22 protein-coding genes and 1 riboswitch are annotated in these 20,053 nt (G+C 44.6%); of the genes, 4 read left to right on the top strand and 18 right to left on the bottom strand.

Annotated features, from left to right (window positions below):
- Positions 1-2: 2 nt before the first annotated feature.
- From rsbRA to acpS, 6 genes are all read right to left on the bottom strand, one after another.
- Positions 3-827 (bottom strand): RsbT co-antagonist protein RsbRA, encoded by an 825-nt coding sequence (gene rsbRA, locus C1T29_RS02965; RefSeq protein WP_095432088.1) that lies wholly within the window; start codon positions 825-827, stop codon positions 3-5.
- Between the two features lie 114 nt (positions 828-941).
- Positions 942-1,292 (bottom strand): type II toxin-antitoxin system endoribonuclease NdoA, encoded by a 351-nt coding sequence (gene ndoA, locus C1T29_RS02960; protein WP_003156187.1) that lies wholly within the window; start codon positions 1,290-1,292, stop codon positions 942-944.
- A 4-nt stretch (positions 1,293-1,296) separates the two neighbouring features.
- Positions 1,297-1,578 (bottom strand): type II toxin-antitoxin system antitoxin EndoAI, encoded by a 282-nt coding sequence (gene endB / locus C1T29_RS02955; RefSeq protein ID WP_003225183.1) that lies wholly within the window; start codon positions 1,576-1,578, stop codon positions 1,297-1,299.
- Between the two features lie 115 nt (positions 1,579-1,693).
- Positions 1,694-2,863, bottom strand: coding sequence for an alanine racemase (gene alr / locus C1T29_RS02950; protein WP_095432089.1), 1,170 nt, complete (start codon positions 2,861-2,863; stop codon positions 1,694-1,696).
- A gap of 114 nt (positions 2,864-2,977) precedes the next feature.
- Positions 2,978-3,994, bottom strand: a complete 1,017-nt coding sequence (locus C1T29_RS02945) for a LolA family protein (protein WP_003234282.1) — start codon at positions 3,992-3,994, stop codon at positions 2,978-2,980.
- A 165-nt stretch (positions 3,995-4,159) separates the two neighbouring features.
- Positions 4,160-4,525 (bottom strand): holo-ACP synthase, encoded by a 366-nt coding sequence (acpS, locus tag C1T29_RS02940; protein ID WP_069839917.1) that lies wholly within the window; start codon positions 4,523-4,525, stop codon positions 4,160-4,162.
- A gap of 94 nt (positions 4,526-4,619) precedes the next feature.
- On the opposite strand from acpS, the gene C1T29_RS02935 reads away from it, so the two are divergent.
- Positions 4,620-5,219: a rhomboid family intramembrane serine protease gene (locus C1T29_RS02935; RefSeq protein ID WP_095432090.1), complete on the top strand. Its 600-nt coding sequence runs from the start codon at positions 4,620-4,622 to the stop codon at positions 5,217-5,219.
- Positions 5,220-5,470: 251 nt separating this feature from the next.
- Here C1T29_RS02935 and C1T29_RS02930 read toward each other — a convergent pair whose 3' ends face one another.
- The 5 genes from C1T29_RS02930 to C1T29_RS02910 all read right to left on the bottom strand — a co-directional run bounded on the left by C1T29_RS02930 (position 5,471) and on the right by C1T29_RS02910 (position 12,010).
- Complete coding sequence (locus C1T29_RS02930; protein ID WP_095432091.1) at positions 5,471-6,952, bottom strand: PH domain-containing protein; 1,482 nt, start codon at positions 6,950-6,952, stop codon at positions 5,471-5,473.
- A complete protein-coding gene (locus tag C1T29_RS02925) occupies positions 6,942-7,421 on the bottom strand; it encodes a PH domain-containing protein (protein ID WP_014662848.1) in 480 nt (159 codons plus the stop codon). The genes C1T29_RS02930 and C1T29_RS02925 overlap by 11 nt, the downstream gene beginning before the upstream one ends.
- A gap of 172 nt (positions 7,422-7,593) precedes the next feature.
- Positions 7,594-9,078 carry a degradosome RNA helicase CshA gene (gene cshA, locus C1T29_RS02920; protein ID WP_040084118.1) on the bottom strand — a complete coding sequence of 495 codons (1,485 nt, stop codon included), beginning with the start codon at positions 9,076-9,078 and terminating at the stop codon, positions 7,594-7,596.
- Between the two features lie 401 nt (positions 9,079-9,479).
- Positions 9,480-10,853, bottom strand: coding sequence for a UDP-N-acetylmuramoyl-tripeptide--D-alanyl-D-alanine ligase (gene murF / locus C1T29_RS02915; protein ID WP_103749863.1), 1,374 nt, complete (start codon positions 10,851-10,853; stop codon positions 9,480-9,482).
- 71 nt (positions 10,854-10,924) lie between these two features.
- Positions 10,925-12,010, bottom strand: coding sequence for a D-alanine--D-alanine ligase (locus tag C1T29_RS02910; RefSeq protein WP_103749766.1), 1,086 nt, complete (start codon positions 12,008-12,010; stop codon positions 10,925-10,927).
- Between the two features lie 153 nt (positions 12,011-12,163).
- On the opposite strand from C1T29_RS02910, the gene C1T29_RS02905 reads away from it, so the two are divergent.
- Entirely contained in the window at positions 12,164-12,484 is a 321-nt protein-coding gene (locus C1T29_RS02905; RefSeq protein WP_003234326.1) for a thioredoxin family protein, read from the top strand.
- Between the two features lie 14 nt (positions 12,485-12,498).
- Here the strand turns inward: C1T29_RS02905 and C1T29_RS02900 are convergent, their stop codons facing one another.
- Positions 12,499-13,371, bottom strand: coding sequence for a cation diffusion facilitator family transporter (locus tag C1T29_RS02900; RefSeq protein WP_103749767.1), 873 nt, complete (start codon positions 13,369-13,371; stop codon positions 12,499-12,501).
- Between the two features lie 246 nt (positions 13,372-13,617).
- Between C1T29_RS02900 and C1T29_RS02895 the strand changes: the two genes are divergently transcribed.
- Positions 13,618-13,782, top strand: coding sequence for a Fur-regulated basic protein FbpA (locus C1T29_RS02895; RefSeq protein ID WP_003225157.1), 165 nt, complete (start codon positions 13,618-13,620; stop codon positions 13,780-13,782).
- The gene (fbpB, locus tag C1T29_RS02890) at positions 13,736-13,915 is read left to right on the top strand and encodes a Fur-regulated basic protein FbpB (protein ID WP_080478162.1); all 180 of its coding nucleotides are present in this window, start codon (positions 13,736-13,738) and stop codon (positions 13,913-13,915) included. The genes C1T29_RS02895 and fbpB overlap by 47 nt, the downstream gene beginning before the upstream one ends.
- A 24-nt stretch (positions 13,916-13,939) precedes the next feature.
- Here fbpB and C1T29_RS02885 read toward each other — a convergent pair whose 3' ends face one another.
- The 6 genes from C1T29_RS02885 to C1T29_RS02860 all read right to left on the bottom strand — a co-directional run bounded on the left by C1T29_RS02885 (position 13,940) and on the right by C1T29_RS02860 (position 19,964).
- Entirely contained in the window at positions 13,940-15,085 is a 1,146-nt protein-coding gene (locus tag C1T29_RS02885) for an acyl-CoA dehydrogenase family protein (protein ID WP_069148989.1), read from the bottom strand.
- A gap of 129 nt (positions 15,086-15,214) precedes the next feature.
- Positions 15,215-15,550: a hypothetical protein gene (locus tag C1T29_RS02880; protein WP_003225151.1), complete on the bottom strand. Its 336-nt coding sequence runs from the start codon at positions 15,548-15,550 to the stop codon at positions 15,215-15,217.
- 94 nt (positions 15,551-15,644) lie between these two features.
- Complete coding sequence (locus tag C1T29_RS02875) at positions 15,645-16,412, bottom strand: DUF2705 family protein (protein ID WP_069839911.1); 768 nt, start codon at positions 16,410-16,412, stop codon at positions 15,645-15,647.
- Complete coding sequence (locus C1T29_RS02870) at positions 16,405-17,331, bottom strand: ABC transporter ATP-binding protein (protein ID WP_103749768.1); 927 nt, start codon at positions 17,329-17,331, stop codon at positions 16,405-16,407. Before C1T29_RS02870 ends, C1T29_RS02875 begins: the two co-directional genes overlap by 8 nt.
- Before the next feature lie 90 nt (positions 17,332-17,421).
- Positions 17,422-18,660 carry a dicarboxylate/amino acid:cation symporter gene (locus C1T29_RS02865; RefSeq protein ID WP_041521244.1) on the bottom strand — a complete coding sequence of 413 codons (1,239 nt, stop codon included), beginning with the start codon at positions 18,658-18,660 and terminating at the stop codon, positions 17,422-17,424.
- Between the two features lie 72 nt (positions 18,661-18,732).
- Positions 18,733-18,863, bottom strand: a riboswitch (cyclic di-AMP (ydaO/yuaA leader).
- Between the two features lie 48 nt (positions 18,864-18,911).
- Positions 18,912-19,964: an AI-2E family transporter gene (locus tag C1T29_RS02860; RefSeq protein WP_014662839.1), complete on the bottom strand. Its 1,053-nt coding sequence runs from the start codon at positions 19,962-19,964 to the stop codon at positions 18,912-18,914.
- Positions 19,965-20,053 lie beyond the last annotated feature (89 nt).

The following is a 20,053-nucleotide window of genomic DNA, read 5'->3' as shown; positions in this document are numbered from 1 at the left end:
TGTTATTCCCCCAATGAAACGATTTTTCGATCCGTCATTTCCAACGCTGTTTGAATTCCTTTTTGCAGGGTATTCTTAGTTATAACTTGGGATAAATCAATCCCCAGGTTAACGATGGTTTGAGCAATTTCCGGGCGGATTCCGGCCAGCAGGCATTTTGCTCCGACAAGCCTTACCGCTTCTGATGCCTGAATAATATGATGGGCAACCATCGTATCGACGACAGGGACACCGGTAATGTCAATCAGCACGACTTGGGAACGGTGTTTGACAACGCCATTAAGAAGGTTTTCCATAATTCGTTTCGCGCGTTCTGTATCAATTGTTCCAACTAGCGGCATCACGGTGATATTTTCAAACACCGGAATAAGCGGTGCAGATAGCTCCTGCAACGCGATCTTTTGCAGGGATACTGTTTTTTCCCATGAGATTGAGTATTGATTAAAAATTTCTGTGTTAATCGGGCTGAAAAATCGGTCAATCTGCCAGATTAACTCCGTGCTCTCTTGATCTGGCAATCTCTTATCATTCATTTTCGTGTAGAGACGTTTCCAGAATTCAGCAAGCGCAGTAGCCAAAAACTTCAAAGAAATTCCGATTTGGACCGCTCGAAGCGCCAGTTCACTGATTTGGCTTTCAGCAGCGTTTTCGTCCTTAACAGACAGCAGCACAATGTCGATATACTCTTTAGATATATTTTCATACACTTGGTCAGTCAGCTGATAGGATTCTTGCTCGCTTAATTCTTTTAGTGTGTCAGTCCACAGTTGGAGCAGTTCATTTTGATTTTCGGCAATGAACTGGTATACAGTCTGGTTCGACATCAAATTCGCTTACCTCCCAATAAAAAACAACATATTTTTTCGTTATTTCATTATTATATCGTTTATGTTTTTTGAAAACAAAAAAAGTTGCTCTTTGTGAGCAACCTGCAAATATGTCTAAAAATCAATGAGTGCCAAACTGATTTGCAAGGCTTCATCAACCTTATCCATCATTTCATCATCCAGATGAGTAATCTTATCCGTTAACCTTTGCTTGTCAATCGTCCGAATTTGCTCCAGCAAAATAACGGAATCTCTTTCAAAACCGTAGCGTTTTGCATCGATTTCGACGTGGGTTGGTAATTTCGCTTTCTGTATTTGTGCTGTTATGGCTGCAACAATAGCAGTTGGGCTGAAGCGATTTCCGATGTCATTTTGGATCACTAAAACCGGGCGCACCCCGCCTTGCTCTGAGCCAACAACAGGAGATAAATCAGCAAAATAAACATCGCCGCGTTTCACAATCAAATGATTATCCTCCGCTGACTAAGCGCTCAACTGTCGTTTCAGCCTCGCACTCCGCAAAGTGAGCCTCAGAAGAAATATTCAGGTTGATTTTCGCCATTTCCATATAGCCGCGTCTCATCAAATCACGGTTGTGACGAGTTGTTCGTTCGCTGACATACGCTCTCACTGCTTGTGATATCAGTTCGTTTCTGCTTCGTTTCTCCCGCATCGCTACACCATCCAATTCAGCTACTAGGTTTTCGGGCAAGCTGATTTTCATTTCGGTTCTTGCGCTGGATTCAGACAAAAAACATACACCTCCACCAAACTTACGGATACGACTCTTTTATCCATCCAGTGATAATGATACCATTATTCACTCTTCAAGCAAAGCTGTTTTATAAATTCGCCATATAAGTAAGCTAATTGCTTATATTGACCTGCAACAAAGGATTTCTTACTTCCATTATACTCCCATTTTCCAAAAACATACGGGGAACGCGGGAACTTATTGTACAGGCCACTTCATAGTTAATGGTTTCGAGCCTTCCTGCAATCTCATCCATGGAAATATATTCATCTCCCTGCCGGCCTATTAATGTGACTTTTGTGCCCGGCGGATATTCCTGATCCAGCTCCACCATAAATTGGTCCATGCAAATTCGGCCGGCAATTTTTAGGCGTTTTCCCTTCACAAGGATGTCGGTCCCCTTCAATTTTCGGAGCCAGCCGTCCGCATAGCCTACAGGCACCGTCCCGATCCATGTGTCTTTTTCTGCTGTGTACTCGGCTCCGTAGCTGACGCTCTCGCCTTTTCTGATCAGTTTGACATGCGACAGCGTCGAATGCAGGGTGAATGCCGGACGCAGCTGAAACGGTATCTCGTCCGAAATGTCAGCAGACGGGCGAAGGCCATACATGCCGATGCCGAATCTGACTGCATTAAAAAAGCCTTTTTTCAGCCGAAGTCCGGCGGCGCTGTTCGCGCAGTGGACCATCAAATTCTTTAACGGCAACGGAGCAATCAGCTCTTTAAAACGCTCAAACTGCTTTAAGAAATAGCCTCTTTCTTTTTCATCTGCTGTCGCAAAATGGGTAAATACCCCTTTGCACTTTAAACGGGGGTTGCGGTCAAGAATGGCCATCACATTCTGTACTTCTTCCTCTGTTTTGACACCAAGCCTGTTCATCCCCGTATCGACCTTCAGATGAAAATGAAGAGGACCTTTTTTCGTGTGGCGGGCTGCCTCCTGAAGCCATTCAACAGAATAACCCGTTAAGGTCACGTCATACTCAGCAGCGATTGCCACATACTCCGGGGGAACCGCGCCGAGCACCAATATAGGCGCCTTCAAGCCCTTTTTACGCAGTGAAATCGCTTCATCCAAAATGGCTACGGCCAAGCATGAAGCACCTGCGTCAAGAGCAGCCTTTGCTGTTTCTGCATCACCATGCCCGTAGGCGTTTGCTTTCACAACTGCCATTAGCTGGACATGTTCACCGATATGTTCTTTCATATTGCTGACATTTTCCTTTATCGCGGACAGGTCAATTTCCGCCCACGTATCCCTGTAAAAAGGTTTTGTGCTCATTACGACACTTCCTAGCTTTTATTCAATATCATTTACATATCATACTAAAATTAAAGGCCAAAGGGAAACGATGTCTAACGAAAAAAAGGCCAAATCATGTTTGGCCTTTGGCGGTTATTTCGATGATTGTCCCTGCATGCTTTTCGCTACTGTCACCATTTCCTCTTTAGAAAGATCTTTAGAAGAGAGAAGGTAATCAACGCCGTCATATGTCCATGATAATGATGCATCCGACAAAGCGCCGATGGTGTAGCCGAGATTTACCGGTTCGCCGTTCAGCGTAACGGAGGAGGAAGCCTTGGCAATCTGGGCTTTTTCCTGAATTAACGTAAATGATTTTTCTCCTCCGTACGTCATGATGATGCGCTTCCCGTCTTCAGTAGAGATATCTTTTTCTTCAAGCAGCTTTACGCCAAGCGGCAGTTCCAGCGGCGTTTTGACCGCGAATGTATCGGAAGGCTTCGCGCTTGTGGCAACATCCATTTGAGAAAGGGTCATATTTTTCTTTTCATCAAATGATTCTTTATCAAATTGTTTATTAAATTCAAAGCTGCTGAATTCTACTTTGACCATCACTTTCCGGTCAGTATCCATCACTTTGACAGATGACGGGCTCATATCCTTTTTGTTAAATGTGATTTCTTGCGTCGGCAGCATTTTGTTATGCTGATAATTTGTTTTTGTTTCGAATACGTATTTCTTTTCTTTCGCTGTGAAAACTGCATCCGAATCGTTTTGAACATCCTTTACGAGCGATTCAAACAGGTAGACCTGACTGCTGTTGTTCGGCCAGTCGCTTTGAAATCTGAAGCTCTTATTTAAAGACGGCGTGAGAACGAATACTCCGTTTTCATTTCGTAAAATGACTTGGTTTTGGTCCTTTTTCGGATTTTCTAAATAAACCCTGTACAGAGACGGCTTTTTGTGCCAGATTTCCACATTGTATACTTGAGGCTCACTCCCTGTCTCGATGGTCATTTTCGCTTTTGCTTTGTACGAGGTGTATTCTTTCGCCTTTTCATCTAACCCGGCCACAATATCTTGCTGTGTTTTTTGCCCGCAGGCAGAAAGAATAAGAACAGCAAGCAGTCCCGTTAAAAGCAAAACAAAGCTTTTTCTCACCTTTTTCAACCCCTTTTTCTCAATTGATGTAAAAGGAAGAAATCGCTTGTTTGACTTTAACGGTACGCTCGGTACACGTTTAGGCAGAACAGATGCGTACCATAAAAGCCTCAAACAACTTGTCTCCCTTAATGCACTATCAAATATATGAGTGGGGTTTCCCTAATATGCAGACTAGCTTGACAACCTTTCAATCACAACCTGCGCGGCAGCGTATTCTTTTGTGTGAGTGATTGATACGTGAACGGCGGCCTGGCTCAGTTTGGTACAAATGATGTAGGGCTTGCCATTTTGGTCTTTCCTAATTTCAATGTCCTGAAAGCTGAGCTGCCTCCCTATACCGGTGCCAAATGCTTTCGAGAACGCTTCTTTTGCCGCGAATCTGCCTGCGAGAAATTCGATTTTTCTTTTCTCTGAAAGCTCACGATACTGGTCAAGCTCGCTTCGCGTCAAAATCCGCTCGGCAAACCTTTTCTGGCGTCCAGCCATAGAGGCGATCCGTTTAAGCTCGGTAATATCCAGTCCAATGCCGTAAATCATGTATGATAACCTCCTTTGCGCACGTACTATTTAAATGGTTTGTCTCATAAACGTGTTACTATAGATATACCAAAATGAAGAAAAGGGGCTCGGAATGTTTATACGGACTGAAAATTTTCAAACGTTTATCAGGCTTTATCCCGTTGTCACCTTTATATTGGCTTTGCAAGCTGTTCTCTGGCTGTTTTTTTCACTTCCTGTCCATTCAGTCGTTTTATGGAGGGATACTGTCGCAGGCTATAATCTAGGTGTCGCTAACGGTGAATGGTGGCGGCTGATTACACCGATTTTACTGCACGCCGGTTTCACACATCTGCTGTTTAATTCCATGTCCATCTTTTTATTTGCCCCGGCTTTGGAACGCATGCTGGGAAAAGCGCGTTTCCTTCTTGTGTACGCCGGCTCCGGCATCATCGGCAATATCGGCACGTATGTTACAGAGCCTCTTGATTACGTGCATGTCGGGGCTTCAGGCGCCATTTTCGGGCTATTCGGCGTGTACCTGTTTATGGTTCTTTTTCGCAATGAGCTAATTGGGCAGGAGCATTCCAAAATGATCCTCACCCTGCTCGCATTTGCCGTTCTCATGTCGTTTATCAACTCCAATATTAACATGATGGCTCATCTGTTTGGACTATGCGGCGGGTTTCTTCTTTCGTTTTTGTGTGTGCAAAAAAAAGAGCGGCGGTATTAACCGTCGCTTCAGATTGTTGACAAAATCCTAAAATGGTTTTCATTTTAGGATTTTGTCATCTTTTCAGCGTGATTGAAAACCCTTGAAGTCTAGGAAGGACGAGCATAGGAGCGGACATTCACAGGATGTGATGACGACGGCGTTTAGGCAGGACGCCTGAGAATTTAGCCGTTGATCCACTTCGCATTGAGCACCGATGCGCAGTCCTGACAACGAATGCGAGGGTTTGTCGACACGCTGGAGCGGCGGTATTAACCGTCCGCTTTTTCATATGAGTACCAGTTTAAAATGAAGGCTGCATCCTCTTCACCTACATCCCTCACCGTTAATTCTTCCATGTGGCTCGATGATTTCACTGAAGTAGAAATGGTATACAGGCGGCCTTTCTTTTGGAAATAGGATTGGCTGAACTTGCAAACCTGCATTCGTTTTTTGAGTACAATGGCGGTTGTTCTGCCTATAAATCTAGACGTCAGCTGCAGACGGTTCCCGTTGATTGTCCACGCAGCGTCTTTATACGCGAGATAGCCGAAAAACAATTCAATCGGAAGCAGGATGACCGACAGGTAGCCCCAGGGCTGAAAGAAAATACATAACGGAATGATCAAAAAGAGCGAAAAAATGACAGAACGGAACAAATAGCGTTTCAACGCGCGCCGCGGCAGGCGGCGGCAGTTTTCTTCCAGCGTGTATTCCGGCGTAAATGTTCGAAGCATGTGCGGAAGCTTTTTTTTATGAATCATTGGAAAGAGAATGGTCAACGCACCTTCTTCTTTTTCCCGGTCGCCGCCGCCCGCACTGACGATGGACACCGTTACAAAGCCGAAAAGCTGGCGGATGATGTTTTCTTTTATTTTAATTGCTTGAATTTTTCGCAACGGAATCGTGACTTGATGTTTTTCAATAATTCCTCTTGAAATCACCAGTTCCTGCTCTTTTTTTATGATTTGAAAGTTCGCGTATCTAAACATCATGCCCGCAATGCTGAAAATCCAGGCGATAAATAAACCGATAAAAATGAGTACCGCGTAAATACCGATGCTGGCGTGCTGAAGAAAGGAAAATTTATCGAATAACCAATCCATCGGCAATACTTCATCGAGCTGGGAAATAAGCGCAAATACAGCCGAGATAATGACTCCGATTCCGCCGGAGGTAGAAGCGGCCATGAGCAATTCTTTCGCGTTCATGCGATAGTGCTCTTGCACCTCAACGGCAGGATCTAACTCCTCCTCAGCTTCAAGCTGTTCATCACCAAGTTCATTTTCTCGTCTTTGCGCTTTTTTCTTAAAGACAGCTTCTTTGATGCGTTCAGCCTCTTCCACAGAAATAGCAGAAAGAACGGCTTCTGCCTCCTTGCCTCCGCCTGCTGTTTCAATTTGCAGCTTCACAAGCTTAAAGATTTGCTGGACAAGGCCCGCGCTCGTATTCATCGTTTGAATCCGATCAATCGATATGTATCGCTTTTTCGTCACAAATAAGCCTTCTTCGATTCTAAATTCATCATCTTCAATTCGATAGGTAAACCTTCTCCATTTGATGATGCTTGCCGCTACAAGCCAGATGAACAGCACACCGAGCGCAATGGCTCCGTAAAAACGGACAGTATGGTTTGAATTGACGATATACACAAAAAAGAATGGCAGAATGATATTTTTTATTGTTTGAATAATGGTATGGCATAAATTCAAAATGACTGCTGCCGGGTGCAGGCGTTTCGGTTCAGACATCATCGTCAGTCACCCTTGCCAGACGGGAAATGGAGTCTCTCAGTCGGTCCGCTTCCTCCATCTCTAAAGCGGGGATCGAATGAACGGTCGCAGCCGTGGAAATTTTCACCGTTGCGAGATTGTATTTTTTCAATAATGGCCCTTGCGACGTATCAACGTGCTGAACCCTGACCATCGGGACAATCACACGTGTCACCACAAAAATACCTGACTGAATATCTATTTCATGTTCATGGACTTCATATCGCCACACCTTATGGCGGACCTTCGGAATGAGAAAGACCGTCACAATCGATCCCAGCAGCCAAACTGCGCCGAGCACGCCGCTGATCCAGTACGGCCAATGAAAATAATAGCTTAACACTGCAACTGCTATGACGATAAGCAAGCAAACAGCGGATATGATGATCTCTTGAAGTCGCCAAACCTTTAATCCGTCTGGACTGATTTGGTTTTTTGGCTGCTCTCTCAAAAATACCTACCTCCCTTTTTTTCGTCGTTACTTATACGTCTCTTGTACGGAAAGGTTTCATTCTTAAGCATACATAGAAAAATGGCTTCCGTCAGCTGAAAGTTTGCTGAATCACAAATCGTAAATATAAAAAAGCCCAAAACATGATGTTTTGGGCTCTAAATCGATCAAATTAGTATGATTTTTTCTGGCGTCTGTCACCTGACGAACGGCGATCGTTTGAACGCTTTTTGTCGTAGGAAGAACGGTTGTTGCTTTTCCCTTTTCCGCCGCGGTAGCCGCCGCCTTGGCCGTCTCTGCGTTTAGAAGAGCGCTGGTTTTTGTAGCGTTTGCTGACCATCGGCGCTTCGTCTGTTAAGCGAACCGGTGTATTGTCCGGCTCTTTTGTAGACATTTTGATAGCCGCTGCAACCACAGTCACTGCATCATGATCTTCAAGCAGCTCAGCTGCCGCTGTCATGTAGAAGTTCAGGTTGTTTTCGCTGATTGCCGTACGAAGACGTTCAACTGTAACCTGCTGCTGGCCTTCTAACGCTTCATCAAGTGTAGGCTCCTTCATGCGGTCCATTTTGCGTTTTGTTGTTTGTTCAATTGCGCGAAGCATGCTTTTCTCACGCGGTGTAATAAACGTCATTGCCATACCTGTTTTTCCTGCACGGCCCGTTCTTCCGATACGGTGAACGTAGCTTTCAGGATCTTGCGGCACATCAAAGTTGTACACGTGTGTTACGCCTGAAATATCAAGTCCGCGAGCGGCAACATCAGTTGCGACAAGAACTTCGATTGCGCCTTCTTTGAATTTACGAAGCGCAACCATACGTTTCGCCTGCGTTAAGTCACCGTGAATTCCTTCAGCTGCATATCCGCGAAGGTTCAGAGCTTCAGCCAGCTCATCGACACGGCGTTTTGTACGTCCGAATACGATCGCAAGCTCAGGAGACTGAATGTCAAGAAGTCGAGTCAGTGTATCGAATTTTTTGCGTTCTTGCACTTCCAAATAGAACTGCTGAATGTTAGAAACCGTCATTTCTTTCGCTTTTACTTTTACGTGTTCCGGCTCAGTCATAAAGCGCTCTGCAATGCGTTTGATCGGCGCAGGCATCGTAGCAGAGAACAGAAGTGTCTGATGCTCGCTCGGCACGTTTGAAAGGATAGATTCAATGTCGTCAATGAATCCCATGTTCAGCATTTCATCCGCTTCATCCATTACAACAGTATTTACATTGTTTAAACGAATTGTGCGGCGGTTGATGTGGTCAAGAAGACGTCCAGGTGTTCCGACAATAATATTCGGATTCTTCTTTAACGCCCGGATTTGTCGTCCAATATCCTGTCCGCCGTAAATAGGAAGAACCTTCGCACGTTTATCTTGTCCGATTTTATATAATTCTTCAGATACTTGAATGGCTAATTCACGGGTTGGCGCGATTACGATTGCTTGAATATTAGGAGACTCGGGGTTAATTTTTTCAACAAGGGGTATACCAAACGCAGCTGTTTTACCTGTACCTGTTTGCGCTTGTCCAATGACGTCTTTATTTGAAAGTCCGAGCGGTATTGTTTGTGCCTGAATCGGTGTTGCTTCTTCAAATCCCATACGATTAATTGCTTTCATGAGATCAGAACTTAAATTAAAATCTTGAAACGTTATAGTCAAATTATTCAAACTCCTTCTAATTGCTGTTTCAGTAATGTCGTGATTTACCACTTATAAAACTGCCCTTTAAACAAAAGGGACAGGATCCATCCGTATACAAAGCCCGAATTACTTTAAGTTTTATCTTACCATTACACTACTTGTTTTTCAATAAGATGAGAAGCAGATCGGCTTCTCGAATATGCCGGCTGCTGCTCCATCCGCTCCCATTTGTCCGGCGGAGAACTTTGGGTCAGCGGATGAAAAGGCCGGACGAATATGTTCGTATCGCGAAATAACCTATATATATTGTATCATAGCCGCAGCCGGCCAGATATACATAATTTCCGGCCGGCATACATTAGTGTTTGCACATCGTATGATTTTATGATGTAATATGATTTTTTCCGCAAATTATTTTCTTAAGAAAGCGGGCTCTCTATTAAATCTTTAACGATTTCTTCAAGCTTCATACCTCTGGACGCTTTGAATAAAATCAAATCGCCTTTTGATGCGTTTTCCTTCACAGCTTGGAGGAGATCTTTTTTCTCAGTGTAGTGGCTGACACGGTCTTTCTCAAAGTGTTTCAGTGCGCCTTCCGCGATAAAAGCTCCCAGTTTTCCGTACGTAAAAACGCGGTCAATTCTCTCAGGGCTGATCACAGCGCCGCACTCTTGATGGAACGTTTTTTCCAGATCGCCGAGTTCAAGCATATCGCCGAGCACGAGCATTTTTTTGCCATAGCCTTCAAGACTTTCTGTCAATTGAATCGCAGCTTTCATGGAGGTCGGACTCGCATTATAAGCGTCATTGATTATCGAAAGGCCGCTGTCTGTTTTAATGAGTTCAAGTCTCATGCCGGTTACCCTTAGGCCGCTCAGTCCTGTCGCCGCATCCTCAGGCGTGATGCCAAAATAAGCCCCAGCAGCAATTGCAGCCATGGCGTTCATCACATTGTGCTTGCCGAGTATCGGAATAAAAAACGATGTTTCCATCCCTTTGATTGTAAAATGGGTGCCTTCCTCACTCTGGCTGACATCCTGAAGCTGATAATCATTATGCGCTCCCGTTCCGTACGTTTTCGTCCGGCAGCTGTATGCATTTTGAAGGAGCGGTTCGTCCCCGATATAAATCAGCACTCCGTCTTCTTTAAGCCCGTTAATGATTTCAAGCTTCGCCTCCGCGATACCCTCTCTAGAGCCAAGGTCTTGCATATGCGATTCGCCGATATTCGTAATCACTGCCGCATCCGGGTTTGCCAGCCGGCTCAAGAGGTCAATTTCTCCTTTGGCGCTCATTCCCATCTCCAATACGGCGATCTCCGTATTTTCAGGCATCGCTAAAACCGTCAGCGGCAGACCGATGTGATTATTAAAGTTTCCTCCTGTTTTGTGGACATGGTACCGGGTTCCCAGGACGGCGTGAATCATATCTTTCGTTGTCGTTTTGCCGTTGCTTCCGGTTACTCCGATGACACGCGTGCCAAGCTCCTGCAAATAGGCTTTTGCAAGCTGCTGAAGTGCGGTAAGGGTATCATCCACTAAAATGACGGCCTGATTCTCAGGCGGATTTGGCTCTGACCGATCCCAAAGAACGGCCGCTACACCGGCTTCAAAAGCCTGCTCCACATAAGCGTGGCCGTCAAAACGTTCCCCTTTCAGCGGAATGAAAAGCTGATGTTGTTCCAGTTTTCTTGTATCGGTTGCCACTCCATGAATGACTGTTTGTTCATATTTCGGATTTGTCAATGTGCCATTGACCATTTCAGCAATGTTTTTTACTGTTCGCTTAATCAAGTGAGGTCCCTCTCTTTCTTTTGTATATACGGGAAAAAACACTGCCCTTTTACCGGCAGTGTCCTTCTTCATTAGAATGTATGCTTGATCAATTGTTTTTCAGCGTGGCGTTCTTTTGCAAGCTCCACAAGCTGTTCAATCAGGTCAGCGTATTCCACTCCGGCTTCTTTCCAGAGCAGCGGGAACATGCTGAAAGGCGTAAAGCCAGGCATTGTGTTGACTTCATTGATCAGAACTTCGCCGTCAGCTGTCAGGAAAAAGTCCGCTCTGACGAGTCCTGAGCCATCGATCGCTTTAAACGCTTTGATCGCCATATCACTGATTGTTGCGTATTCCTCTTCGGTGACAATCGCCGGAATCATCAGATCAGTATCTCCATCCTCATATTTCGCTTTGTAATCGTAGAAATCCGTCTTCGGTGCGATTTCTCCCACAACAGAGCATTTAGGATCGTCATTTCCAAGAACGCCGATTTCAATCTCGCGGCCGTTAATGCCTTCTTCGACGACGACTTTGCGGTCATATTGGAAAGCAAGCTCAAACGCTTTTTGCAGTTCTTCACGGTTTCGGCATTTGCTGATTCCGACACTTGAACCAAGGTTTGCCGGTTTTACGAAGCAAGGGTAGCCTAGTTCCTGTTCAACCTGCTCACAGCATTCTTCCGGAGAATGAGTCCATTCCTTCTTAAGGAAAGCTGCGTATTTAGCTTGAGCAAGGCCGGCCTGCGCGAATAAATGTTTCATAACGACTTTATCCATGCCAGCTGAGGAAGCAAGCACTCCGTTGCCGACATAAGGAATGTTCAAGAGCTCTAGCATCCCTTGGATCGTACCGTCTTCTCCGTTCGGTCCGTGGAGGAGCGGGAATACGACGTCGATTGCTTCATTTTGCTGTGACGCTTCCTGCGGAAACATCTCCTGGTTCAGGGCAGCTGGAGAAAAAGCACTGCCTCCTTGCTCAAATTGAAGCATTTTCACGTTTGAAACAGGCTCAGTTAAACGGGCGCCTCTTACCCATTCGCCTTTTTCTGTTATATAAATCGGATGTATATCAAACTTCTCAGTATTTAGCGCTTTGATTACAGCCAGAGCTGTCTGCAGGGAAACATTATGTTCTGCCGACTTTCCTCCGTACACTAATCCTAGACTTGTTTTCAATGGATACTCCCCCCACTACAATTCATCTTTACTATCTTATCACTTTCACAAGAAAATGATCTAATTATTTTTGGGCATGCTGATGTTGAATGCATTTGTATGTAATTCCTTTTTATTTTATATTAAAATGGCATTGAAAAGGAGATGTGACATATGAAAAAAATCACAACGAACGAACAATTTAATGAACTGATTCAATCTGATAAAGAAATCATTGTAAAGTTTTATGCTGATTGGTGCCCAGACTGCACACGCATGAATATGTTCATCGGCGATATTTTGGAAGAATATAATCAAAACGACTGGTATGAGCTGAATAAGGACGAGCTTCCTGACTTGGCTGAAAAATACCAAGTGATGGGCATTCCCAGCCTGCTTATCTTCAAAAACGGTGAAAAAACAGCTCATCTTCACAGCGCCAATGCCAAAACGCCTGAAGAAGTGACTGAATTTTTATCTGAACATATAAGCTAATTCGTTAAACAGCCTTATTTTATGTCGTCGGGCTCTACATGAACATGAACATGAGTGACATCGTGTTCATGTTTTATTTTGTCTTCTACTTCATCAGCCACTCCATGACCTTCTTCTACTGTAAGCTTCGGATCAACCGTAATGACCATTTCGATATGAACTGTGCTGCCTAAATACCTCGCTTTCACATCCTTTAAGCGATGCACATTTCCGATCCTCGCGACGGTTTGTCTGTAAGGCTCAAGATCTTTTAAATGGAAGCCGTCTGTTAAAGAATGTGAAGCGTCTTTAAAGATATCCCACGCCGTTTTGCAAATGATGATGCCGATGATAAAAGCCGTTACCGGATCAATCCACGGCAGCTGCAGCTGGGACGAAAAAACACCGATAAACGCGCCGGCACTTACAAAAGCGTCTGACCTGCTGTCCTTTGCCGCTGCCATCAGGGCAGAGCTTTTAATGGACGCTGCCAGCCTTTTGTTATATACATAGATGCCATACATAAACATAGCACTGGCTAACGCCGTCCATGCCGCGATAAGATTTGGCGTTTCCGTTGTGCCACCCGCAATCGCTTTTCCTCCGCCGATTAACACTTCAATGCCGACTGCCATCATAATAAAAGACGCAATAAGAGACGAAATTGTTTCAGCCCGATAATGGCCGTATGGATGATCGCTGTCAGCCGGCCTTTGGGAAATCCGCAATCCTATGAACACCGCTAAGGACGCAACAATATCTGTTCCATTATTTAACCCGTCTGCTCTCAGCGCTTCAGAATGATAGAGAATCCCAATGACTAGCTTCACAACAGCAAGGATGACATATGCAAAAATATTGAGGAGCGCCCCTTTTTCTCCCTTTTTCAGATTTTCTGTCCGCTCCATTGTATACCAGCCTCCATTCTATTACATAGTATGGTTCAAAACATGAAAAATAGCAGAACTGCGTTCAATGAAGCGGGACATTTCGACAGCAAATATTGCCCGGGAAACTTTTTGTCGATTTGTTGAATGTTTGTAAATTGGCAAAGAATAGGACTGTTTTCACCTTTACAGGCTATTGCGGACATTGTATACTAAAGTTAATTGATAATGATTATCAATATCGTTTGATTGGAGGTTGGTGACACAATGACACCTCAGTCTGCAGAAATCAGAAAAAAACAGCTCATTCATCTGTTAATACAGAATGGTATATACAAAAAGTCAAAGCGTCATCTGTATGAATTGTCGCTGACGGAGTTAGAAAGTGAATACAAACATGTCAGGAGGGCGCCGGAGCATGCCGAAGCGTAAAATAAAAACTTACCAACAGCTGATCCAGGAAAACAAAGAGGCGATTATGGGCAATCCAAAGCTGATGAATGTTATTTATGACAGGATCGACCGCAAGCATCAAAAAAATCTGCAAGAGCAAAACAATACATAAAAAGAGCCGGAAAGGCTCTTTTTTTTATGACTCAAACGCTTCTGCTGCCAGGGTGTGTATCACGGCGTCATCCATCGGCGGGTTATGGAGACCGGCGCGTACATCACGGTAATAGCGCTGAAGCGGGTTGGTTCGTTCAAGGCTTTTGGCTCCGACAATTCTCATCGCTTTATCAACAACAGACAACGCAGCGTTTGTGACGATATGTTTCGCTGCACCGAGCTCGCTTGTCAAATGTGGACGCCGTTCCGGATCGTCATATAATTGAGCGATATGGAAAAGAAAGTGTCTGGCATTAAGCAGTTCAAGCTCCATTTCGCCCGTTCTTTGCTGTACGGCCGGGACATTCTTGATCGGTCCCTTCAAACTGTTTGGAGAATACTCAGAGGCAAATTGCACTGCATAGTCACGCGCAGCTTGTGCCACACCAAGATAAATCGCCGGAATGTGAAGCAGCCAGCCATTCGGCTTAGCTCCACGAGGCCCTTGAAGCAATTCAACCAGCTTATTCTCTTCAAGCATGACTTCGTTCAGTACAAGATCATGGCTCCCTGTCGCCCGCATCGCCATCATATCCCACGTTTCTTCAATCGACAAACCGGGATCATCTTTATGAATGAGAAACACGCCTGTTGTTTGTTTGTCTTCAATCCATGCGGTTACTAAAAAATAATCCAGTGCTTGTGACATCGTCGTAAAGGTTTTTCTTCCATTCACTGCCCATTTGCCATCCTTTTTGACGGCATTTGTACCCGGACGCCCTCCTCTCGTCGGGCTTCCGGTTTTCGCTTCAGTCGCCGCCCTGTTAATGACGGCTCCGTTTTGGACTTCCTTGGCAACAAATGCAAATACGTCTTCATCCCAGCTGTTTCCTTCTCCAAGCTCCCCGATTACGCTCAAATGCCAGCCGATGCTAAGAGCCGCAGGAGCATCTCCCCGTGCAAGCCGTTCTTGAAACAAGAGCATTTCGTAAACAGAAATGCCCCCTCCGCCATGAGAAGCTGGCAATGTTAATGCCGTATAGCCAGCATCACGCAGTTTTTGTATTTTCTCCACAGGAAAACGTCCCTGTTCGTCATCTTCAGCAGCTGTTTGCTGGAATTCATCCGCAATCCGTCCGATTTTCTCCATCCATTGCCGCTGTTGATCGTTTTGTATAAATAATGACATCCGGCAGCCCCCCAAGTTTTAATTCCGATAAATTTAATATGTATTATAGATTTCCTGCCATTTTTCCGCAACTGTTAATCTTTTTGTCCAGTATAGAAAAACACGCCGTTCCCCTAGGGAACAGCGCGATTACACAGGATTTGCATCCCGGTCTTGTTTCATGCCGAGATAAATCAGCATATATGTCAGGTAACCCATTGTCATCACCAGGCCGCCAAAGAAAAAGCTTGAGAAAATCGGCTCTTCAAAAGCGGTCACTGCAGCCAACACAATCCAGCTGGCATACAGATAGATGATAAAATAGCGAATGCCCGTCTTCATTTTATATATCATGTACAGCCCCACGAGAGAAAACAACCCTAGCGCGAGCCTGAAATAAACAAGATGTTCAAACTGAAACATGAATGACACAAATGAGAATCCAAGCAGCAATACGATCGGTAAAGCGGTAATAAAGTTCCTCAATCGAGACACCTCCGTCAGTACCTTTAGTATAAACCAAAATATCAAATGATATTGATTTACGTGAGCTTTTTCACAAAAATGTCATTCCTTGCCTTCAGACCCGAACATCCCGTTTACAGAAGCACCACCAGCCAACGACGATGAAGAATATCGCGTGTATGATGAGAATCCCAATTGAAAACAATGGCGTCATGCCTGAAAACAACGCTGTCTCTCCGCTTCTGTATTGTGTAAAGTCAGTGTTCGCAAAAAGCAAAAAGCTTCCCCACTTGTTTTCAAACAACTTCATGAGCTGAACAAGTGTACTCGCTCCGTATAAAACGACAAAGGAAACAACAACTGCTACCGCGCTATTTCGGAACAGCGAAGAACAAAGCAGTCCGAATAATCCCATCATCACGGCTTCAAGCCAGTTTGATCCGATCAGCGCCAAGGTGTTGACCAGCAATGTCTGTGATTCCGAGGTCACGGATGTGCCAAAAAACACGAGACCGAATAATAAAGCCAAAATGTAGTAAGCCACATACAAATAAAAGCTGACCATTACGACTGTGATTAATTTTGACCAAAAAACCTTTTGGCGTTTAACCGGACGAATGAGCAAAAATTTGATCGTCTTTTTATCAAATTCCATCGAAATAATTGTCGCAGCAATCACGATCGTTAAAGCCTGCAGCAAAATGTTCAGGCTCGGTGTATACGATAAATAGCCGATGAAGTTTTCATCTGTCCCGGCACTGACGACAATCCGTTTAATGATCAATGCCATGAAGAATTGGAAGACAGCCATCAGGATCAGAGAAACCAAAGTGACTTTCCGATTAAAAAGTTTCATATGTTCATTCCAAATTAATTTAGACAAGCTCTTCTCCCTCCTCTTGATGAGCAGTCGTCGCTTTTATAAATTCGTCTTCCAGTGATTGCGTGTAAGGCGTAATGGAGAATACATTCAGACCTTGTCCGACAAGTAATCGGTTCAGCTCCGGAATGTTTTCTTTTGCTACCTCAACTACAATCGTCCCAGCTTGGCGCTCAGCTTGATATTGATTGCCTGTCAGCCAATTGAGCGCTTTTTCTTGCGGCTGCACTTCTATAATCGCTTTTTCTGTGGTTTGACCAGTTCCTTGTAAGCTGACTTCCGCTTTGATCTCACCCTTTTGAATGATGATGACACGGTCGCACAGATCTTCAACCTCGCGCAATAAATGAGTGGCGAACAGAACTGCTGTTCCTTCCACTTCTGCGAGCTCCTTAATATGATCGCGAAAATCCTTCATCCCCGCAGGATCGAGGCCGTTTGTCGGTTCATCTAGAATGAGAAGCTTCGGCCGGTGAAGAATTGCCTGAGCTATTCCCAGACGCTGCCGCATTCCAAGAGAATAGGTTTTCACTTTATCATGAATGGCTGACGTCAGCCCGACACGTTCCACCACTTCATCAAGCCGTTCATCCGTTATTTTCCTGTGCATATTCGCAAAGTGCTTGAGGTTTTCCCAGCCTGTCAGGTACGGATAGAACTCAGGGTTCTCGACGATCGCTCCAACCGCTTCCATCGCTTTTTCAAACTCTGTATCATGCTGGAATCCGCTGATTGTCACGCTTCCGCTGTTTTGTTTTAGCAGCCCGACGATGATACGGATAAGTGTTGTTTTTCCGGAACCATTCGGACCGAGCAGACCGATGATTTCACCCTCCATGACGTCCATGCTGATCTGTTTTAAAATCGCTTTAGACCCAATCTTTTTATCGAGGCCTTCAATATGTAAAATCGGCTCAGCCATAAAGCCTTCCTCCTTTTTCAACCAAAAATAAACAGTGCCCAAAATTAGGCACTGTTTGTATTATAGCATTTGTTGCTTCCAAATGTTTGGTTAAACCGATAGAGTCGGCGCTTGCTCAGTCTGCTTATTCTTTTCGGTTTCTGTAATGATGACAGCGCAGGCCGCGTCACCTGTTGTGTTCACCACTGTACGGAGCATATCAAGCAAGCGGTCAATTCCAAGAATCAATCCGATTCCCTCGACAGGCAGGCCGACAGATTGAAGCACCATGGCTAGCATAATCAAACCGACTCCCGGAACACCAGCGGTTCCGACACTTGCCAGCACAGCCGTCAGTATTACCATCAGCAGCTGCGTAAATGTCAGATCATGCCCGAACACCTGCGCGATGAAGACAGTGGCTACCCCTTGCATGATGGCTGTTCCGTCCATATTAATTGTCGCACCGAGCGGCTGGACGAAGCTGCTGATTGGCTCAGGCACTTTTAATTTTTTCTGAGCCACATCCATAGATACCGGGAGTGTTGCATTGCTGCTGGAGGTACTGAACGCCACAACCATAACCTCTGAGAAATCTTTAAAGAACGTGATCGGATTTCTTCTGGCTAGAAGCGCTACTGTAGATCCGTAGGTAACGACTGCATGTATCAGCAATGCAACGGTTACCACAACCATGTACAATCCCATCGCTTTCATTGCACTGAATCCTTGGCTTCCGATAGCTGTCGCAATCAGACCGAATGTACCATACGGAGCGAACTTCATGACAAGATTCACCAAGTACATCATCAATTCATTTCCTTGTTCAACGACTTTAAGAAGCATATCCGCTTTTTTTCCGAGCATTGTAATTCCAAGTCCGACAAAAATGGCAAAAGCAATAATTTGCAGCATATTTCCTTCCGTCATCGCTTGAACAGGGTTGGTCGGAATAATGTTTAACAGAGTGTCTGCAATGCTTGGGGCTTTTTCAGCAGTGAATTCGGCAGATGAAGTATCATACGTTCCGAACTCTCCCGGTTTGATGACAAGAGCTAAAATAATGGCAATCGTAATAGCGACTGCAGTCGTGATGAGAAAATAAGAAATGGCTTTCACGCCGATTCTGCCAAGCTTCTTAGGATCGCCCAACCCGGCTACTCCCAGCGTCAGTGAGAAAAAGACAATCGGAACGACAAGCATTTTAATGAGGTTTAAAAAGATGGTGCCTAGAGGACCAAATACAAACTTATTTAAATTTTCAAATAATTCAGGTGATGTTACGTTAAGAATAATCCCCGTCACAGCACCCAGCACCAATGCAATGATAATCTTTGTAGCCAGCTTCATCCGCATTCCTCCCTCTTTTGAAAAAAGCCCGCGAGAGACTCCCGCGGGCTTTGGCTATACAATCAAACCACAGGACTCTCTCTTCACGCTGATGAGGTTAGCTGACGGGTTCGGACGAAGAGATGTCCGTTTTTCAGATGAAAAATTAACCCCAAAAGATCGGGTCCCCCACTCCTTATGATAGGATTAAGCGTGTGGCTTACTATTATATGATCTATTTTATTTATACAGAAAAGATCCAATTTTGTAAACTATTTTTTGTTACTTTTTTCTCTGGATCTTTTAGGTCGATCCTCCTTGTTGGTGACATCAAGAATATCAAGGAGAAATACAAAGATCGGAATCCCGATAATTAAGCCCCAAATGCCGAAAAAATGTTCAGAGAAAATGAGTACTGTGAAGGTGAAAAAGATTGGCAGCTCTGTTTTCGCAGACATCAGCTTTGGATTTAAGAAATAGGTTTCGATCGCATGAATGGCGAATATGACTAGCACAATGTAAAGCACATACATTCCGCCGCCAGTGCTGTAGGCGATAATGCTGAGCGGAATCAGGGAAATGACGACGCCTGCCACAGGGATCAATCCAAGGAAGAACACCATAATAGACAGCCCAAACAGCTGCGGGAAGTGCATAATCCAAAGCGCGATAAACGTCAGAATACAATTGACGAGCGCAATGATAAATTGTGCCTCAAGCACTTTGCCGAACGTTCTGGCAAATTTGCTTCCGAAAAAAGCAATTTCCTCATAAAAGACCCTCAGTTTGCTCGTTTTAAATTTCGCCATGAATTCAGAAAGGCGTTTTTTCTCAAATAAGAAAAACATGCTGAGGATAAGCGCCATCACGACCTGCAAACCGAATGTGCTGATATCGGCCAGATACGTATACACTACATTGAAGCCCTCTTTGACATATGAACTGATGTTGATATCTCCGAAAACACTGGTGATCTCATCAAAGAAAGGGATGCTGTCAGGGTGATACGCAATATGTTTAATCTGCTTGACCAGCTGCTGGATCTGCGCGGCGACGACCGGATAAAACACAAAACCCCCGACTGTTAGCAGCACAGCAAGCAGCATGTAAAGAAACGTAATGACAACCCGCTGGCTTACGCGGAAGAACTGGCTTACAAACTGCCGCACGACAAGCTCCAAACGATCCATTAAAAACGTGAAAATGAAGGTAAGCAATATTAAGTTGATCATGCTCTTAAATAGATATAACACACCAGTTAACACGACAAAGATGGAGAAACGTCTTACTCCCGGGTGCTGAAAAAATTTAACTAAAGCGGCCATTTATACACTCCTGTTAGGACAAACGTCCTTCATTCAATATAGTATCCATTTGTAAATTATATAACAAAAAAATGCTGAGGTCTCTGTCC

Source organism: Bacillus sp. MBGLi79, from assembly GCF_002953915.1.
This window is presented reverse-complemented; position numbering and strand designations above follow the sequence as displayed.

Bases quoted from the DNA above. Each gene is read 5' to 3' on its own strand.
- C1T29_RS02865 (WP_041521244.1), bottom strand. From the start codon at position 18,660: ATGAAGCTGGCTACAAAGATTATCATTGCATTGGTGCTGGGTGCTGTG.
- C1T29_RS02935 (WP_095432090.1), top strand. From the start codon at position 4,620: ATGTTTATACGGACTGAAAATTTTCAAACGTTTATCAGGCTTTATCCC.
- C1T29_RS02900 (WP_103749767.1), bottom strand. From the start codon at position 13,371: ATGGAGCGGACAGAAAATCTGAAAAAGGGAGAAAAAGGGGCGCTCCTC.
- C1T29_RS02860 (WP_014662839.1), bottom strand. From the start codon at position 19,964: ATGGCCGCTTTAGTTAAATTTTTTCAGCACCCGGGAGTAAGACGTTTC.
- C1T29_RS02895 (WP_003225157.1), top strand. From the start codon at position 13,618: ATGACACCTCAGTCTGCAGAAATCAGAAAAAAACAGCTCATTCATCTG.
- C1T29_RS02885 (WP_069148989.1), bottom strand. From the start codon at position 15,085: ATGTCATTATTTATACAAAACGATCAACAGCGGCAATGGATGGAGAAA.
- C1T29_RS02870 (WP_103749768.1), bottom strand. From the start codon at position 17,331: ATGGCTGAGCCGATTTTACATATTGAAGGCCTCGATAAAAAGATTGGG.
- C1T29_RS02905 (WP_003234326.1), top strand. From the start codon at position 12,164: ATGAAAAAAATCACAACGAACGAACAATTTAATGAACTGATTCAATCT.
- acpS (WP_069839917.1), bottom strand. From the start codon at position 4,525: ATGATTTACGGCATTGGACTGGATATTACCGAGCTTAAACGGATCGCC.
- C1T29_RS02930 (WP_095432091.1), bottom strand. From the start codon at position 6,952: ATGATGTCTGAACCGAAACGCCTGCACCCGGCAGCAGTCATTTTGAAT.
- alr (WP_095432089.1), bottom strand. From the start codon at position 2,863: ATGAGCACAAAACCTTTTTACAGGGATACGTGGGCGGAAATTGACCTG.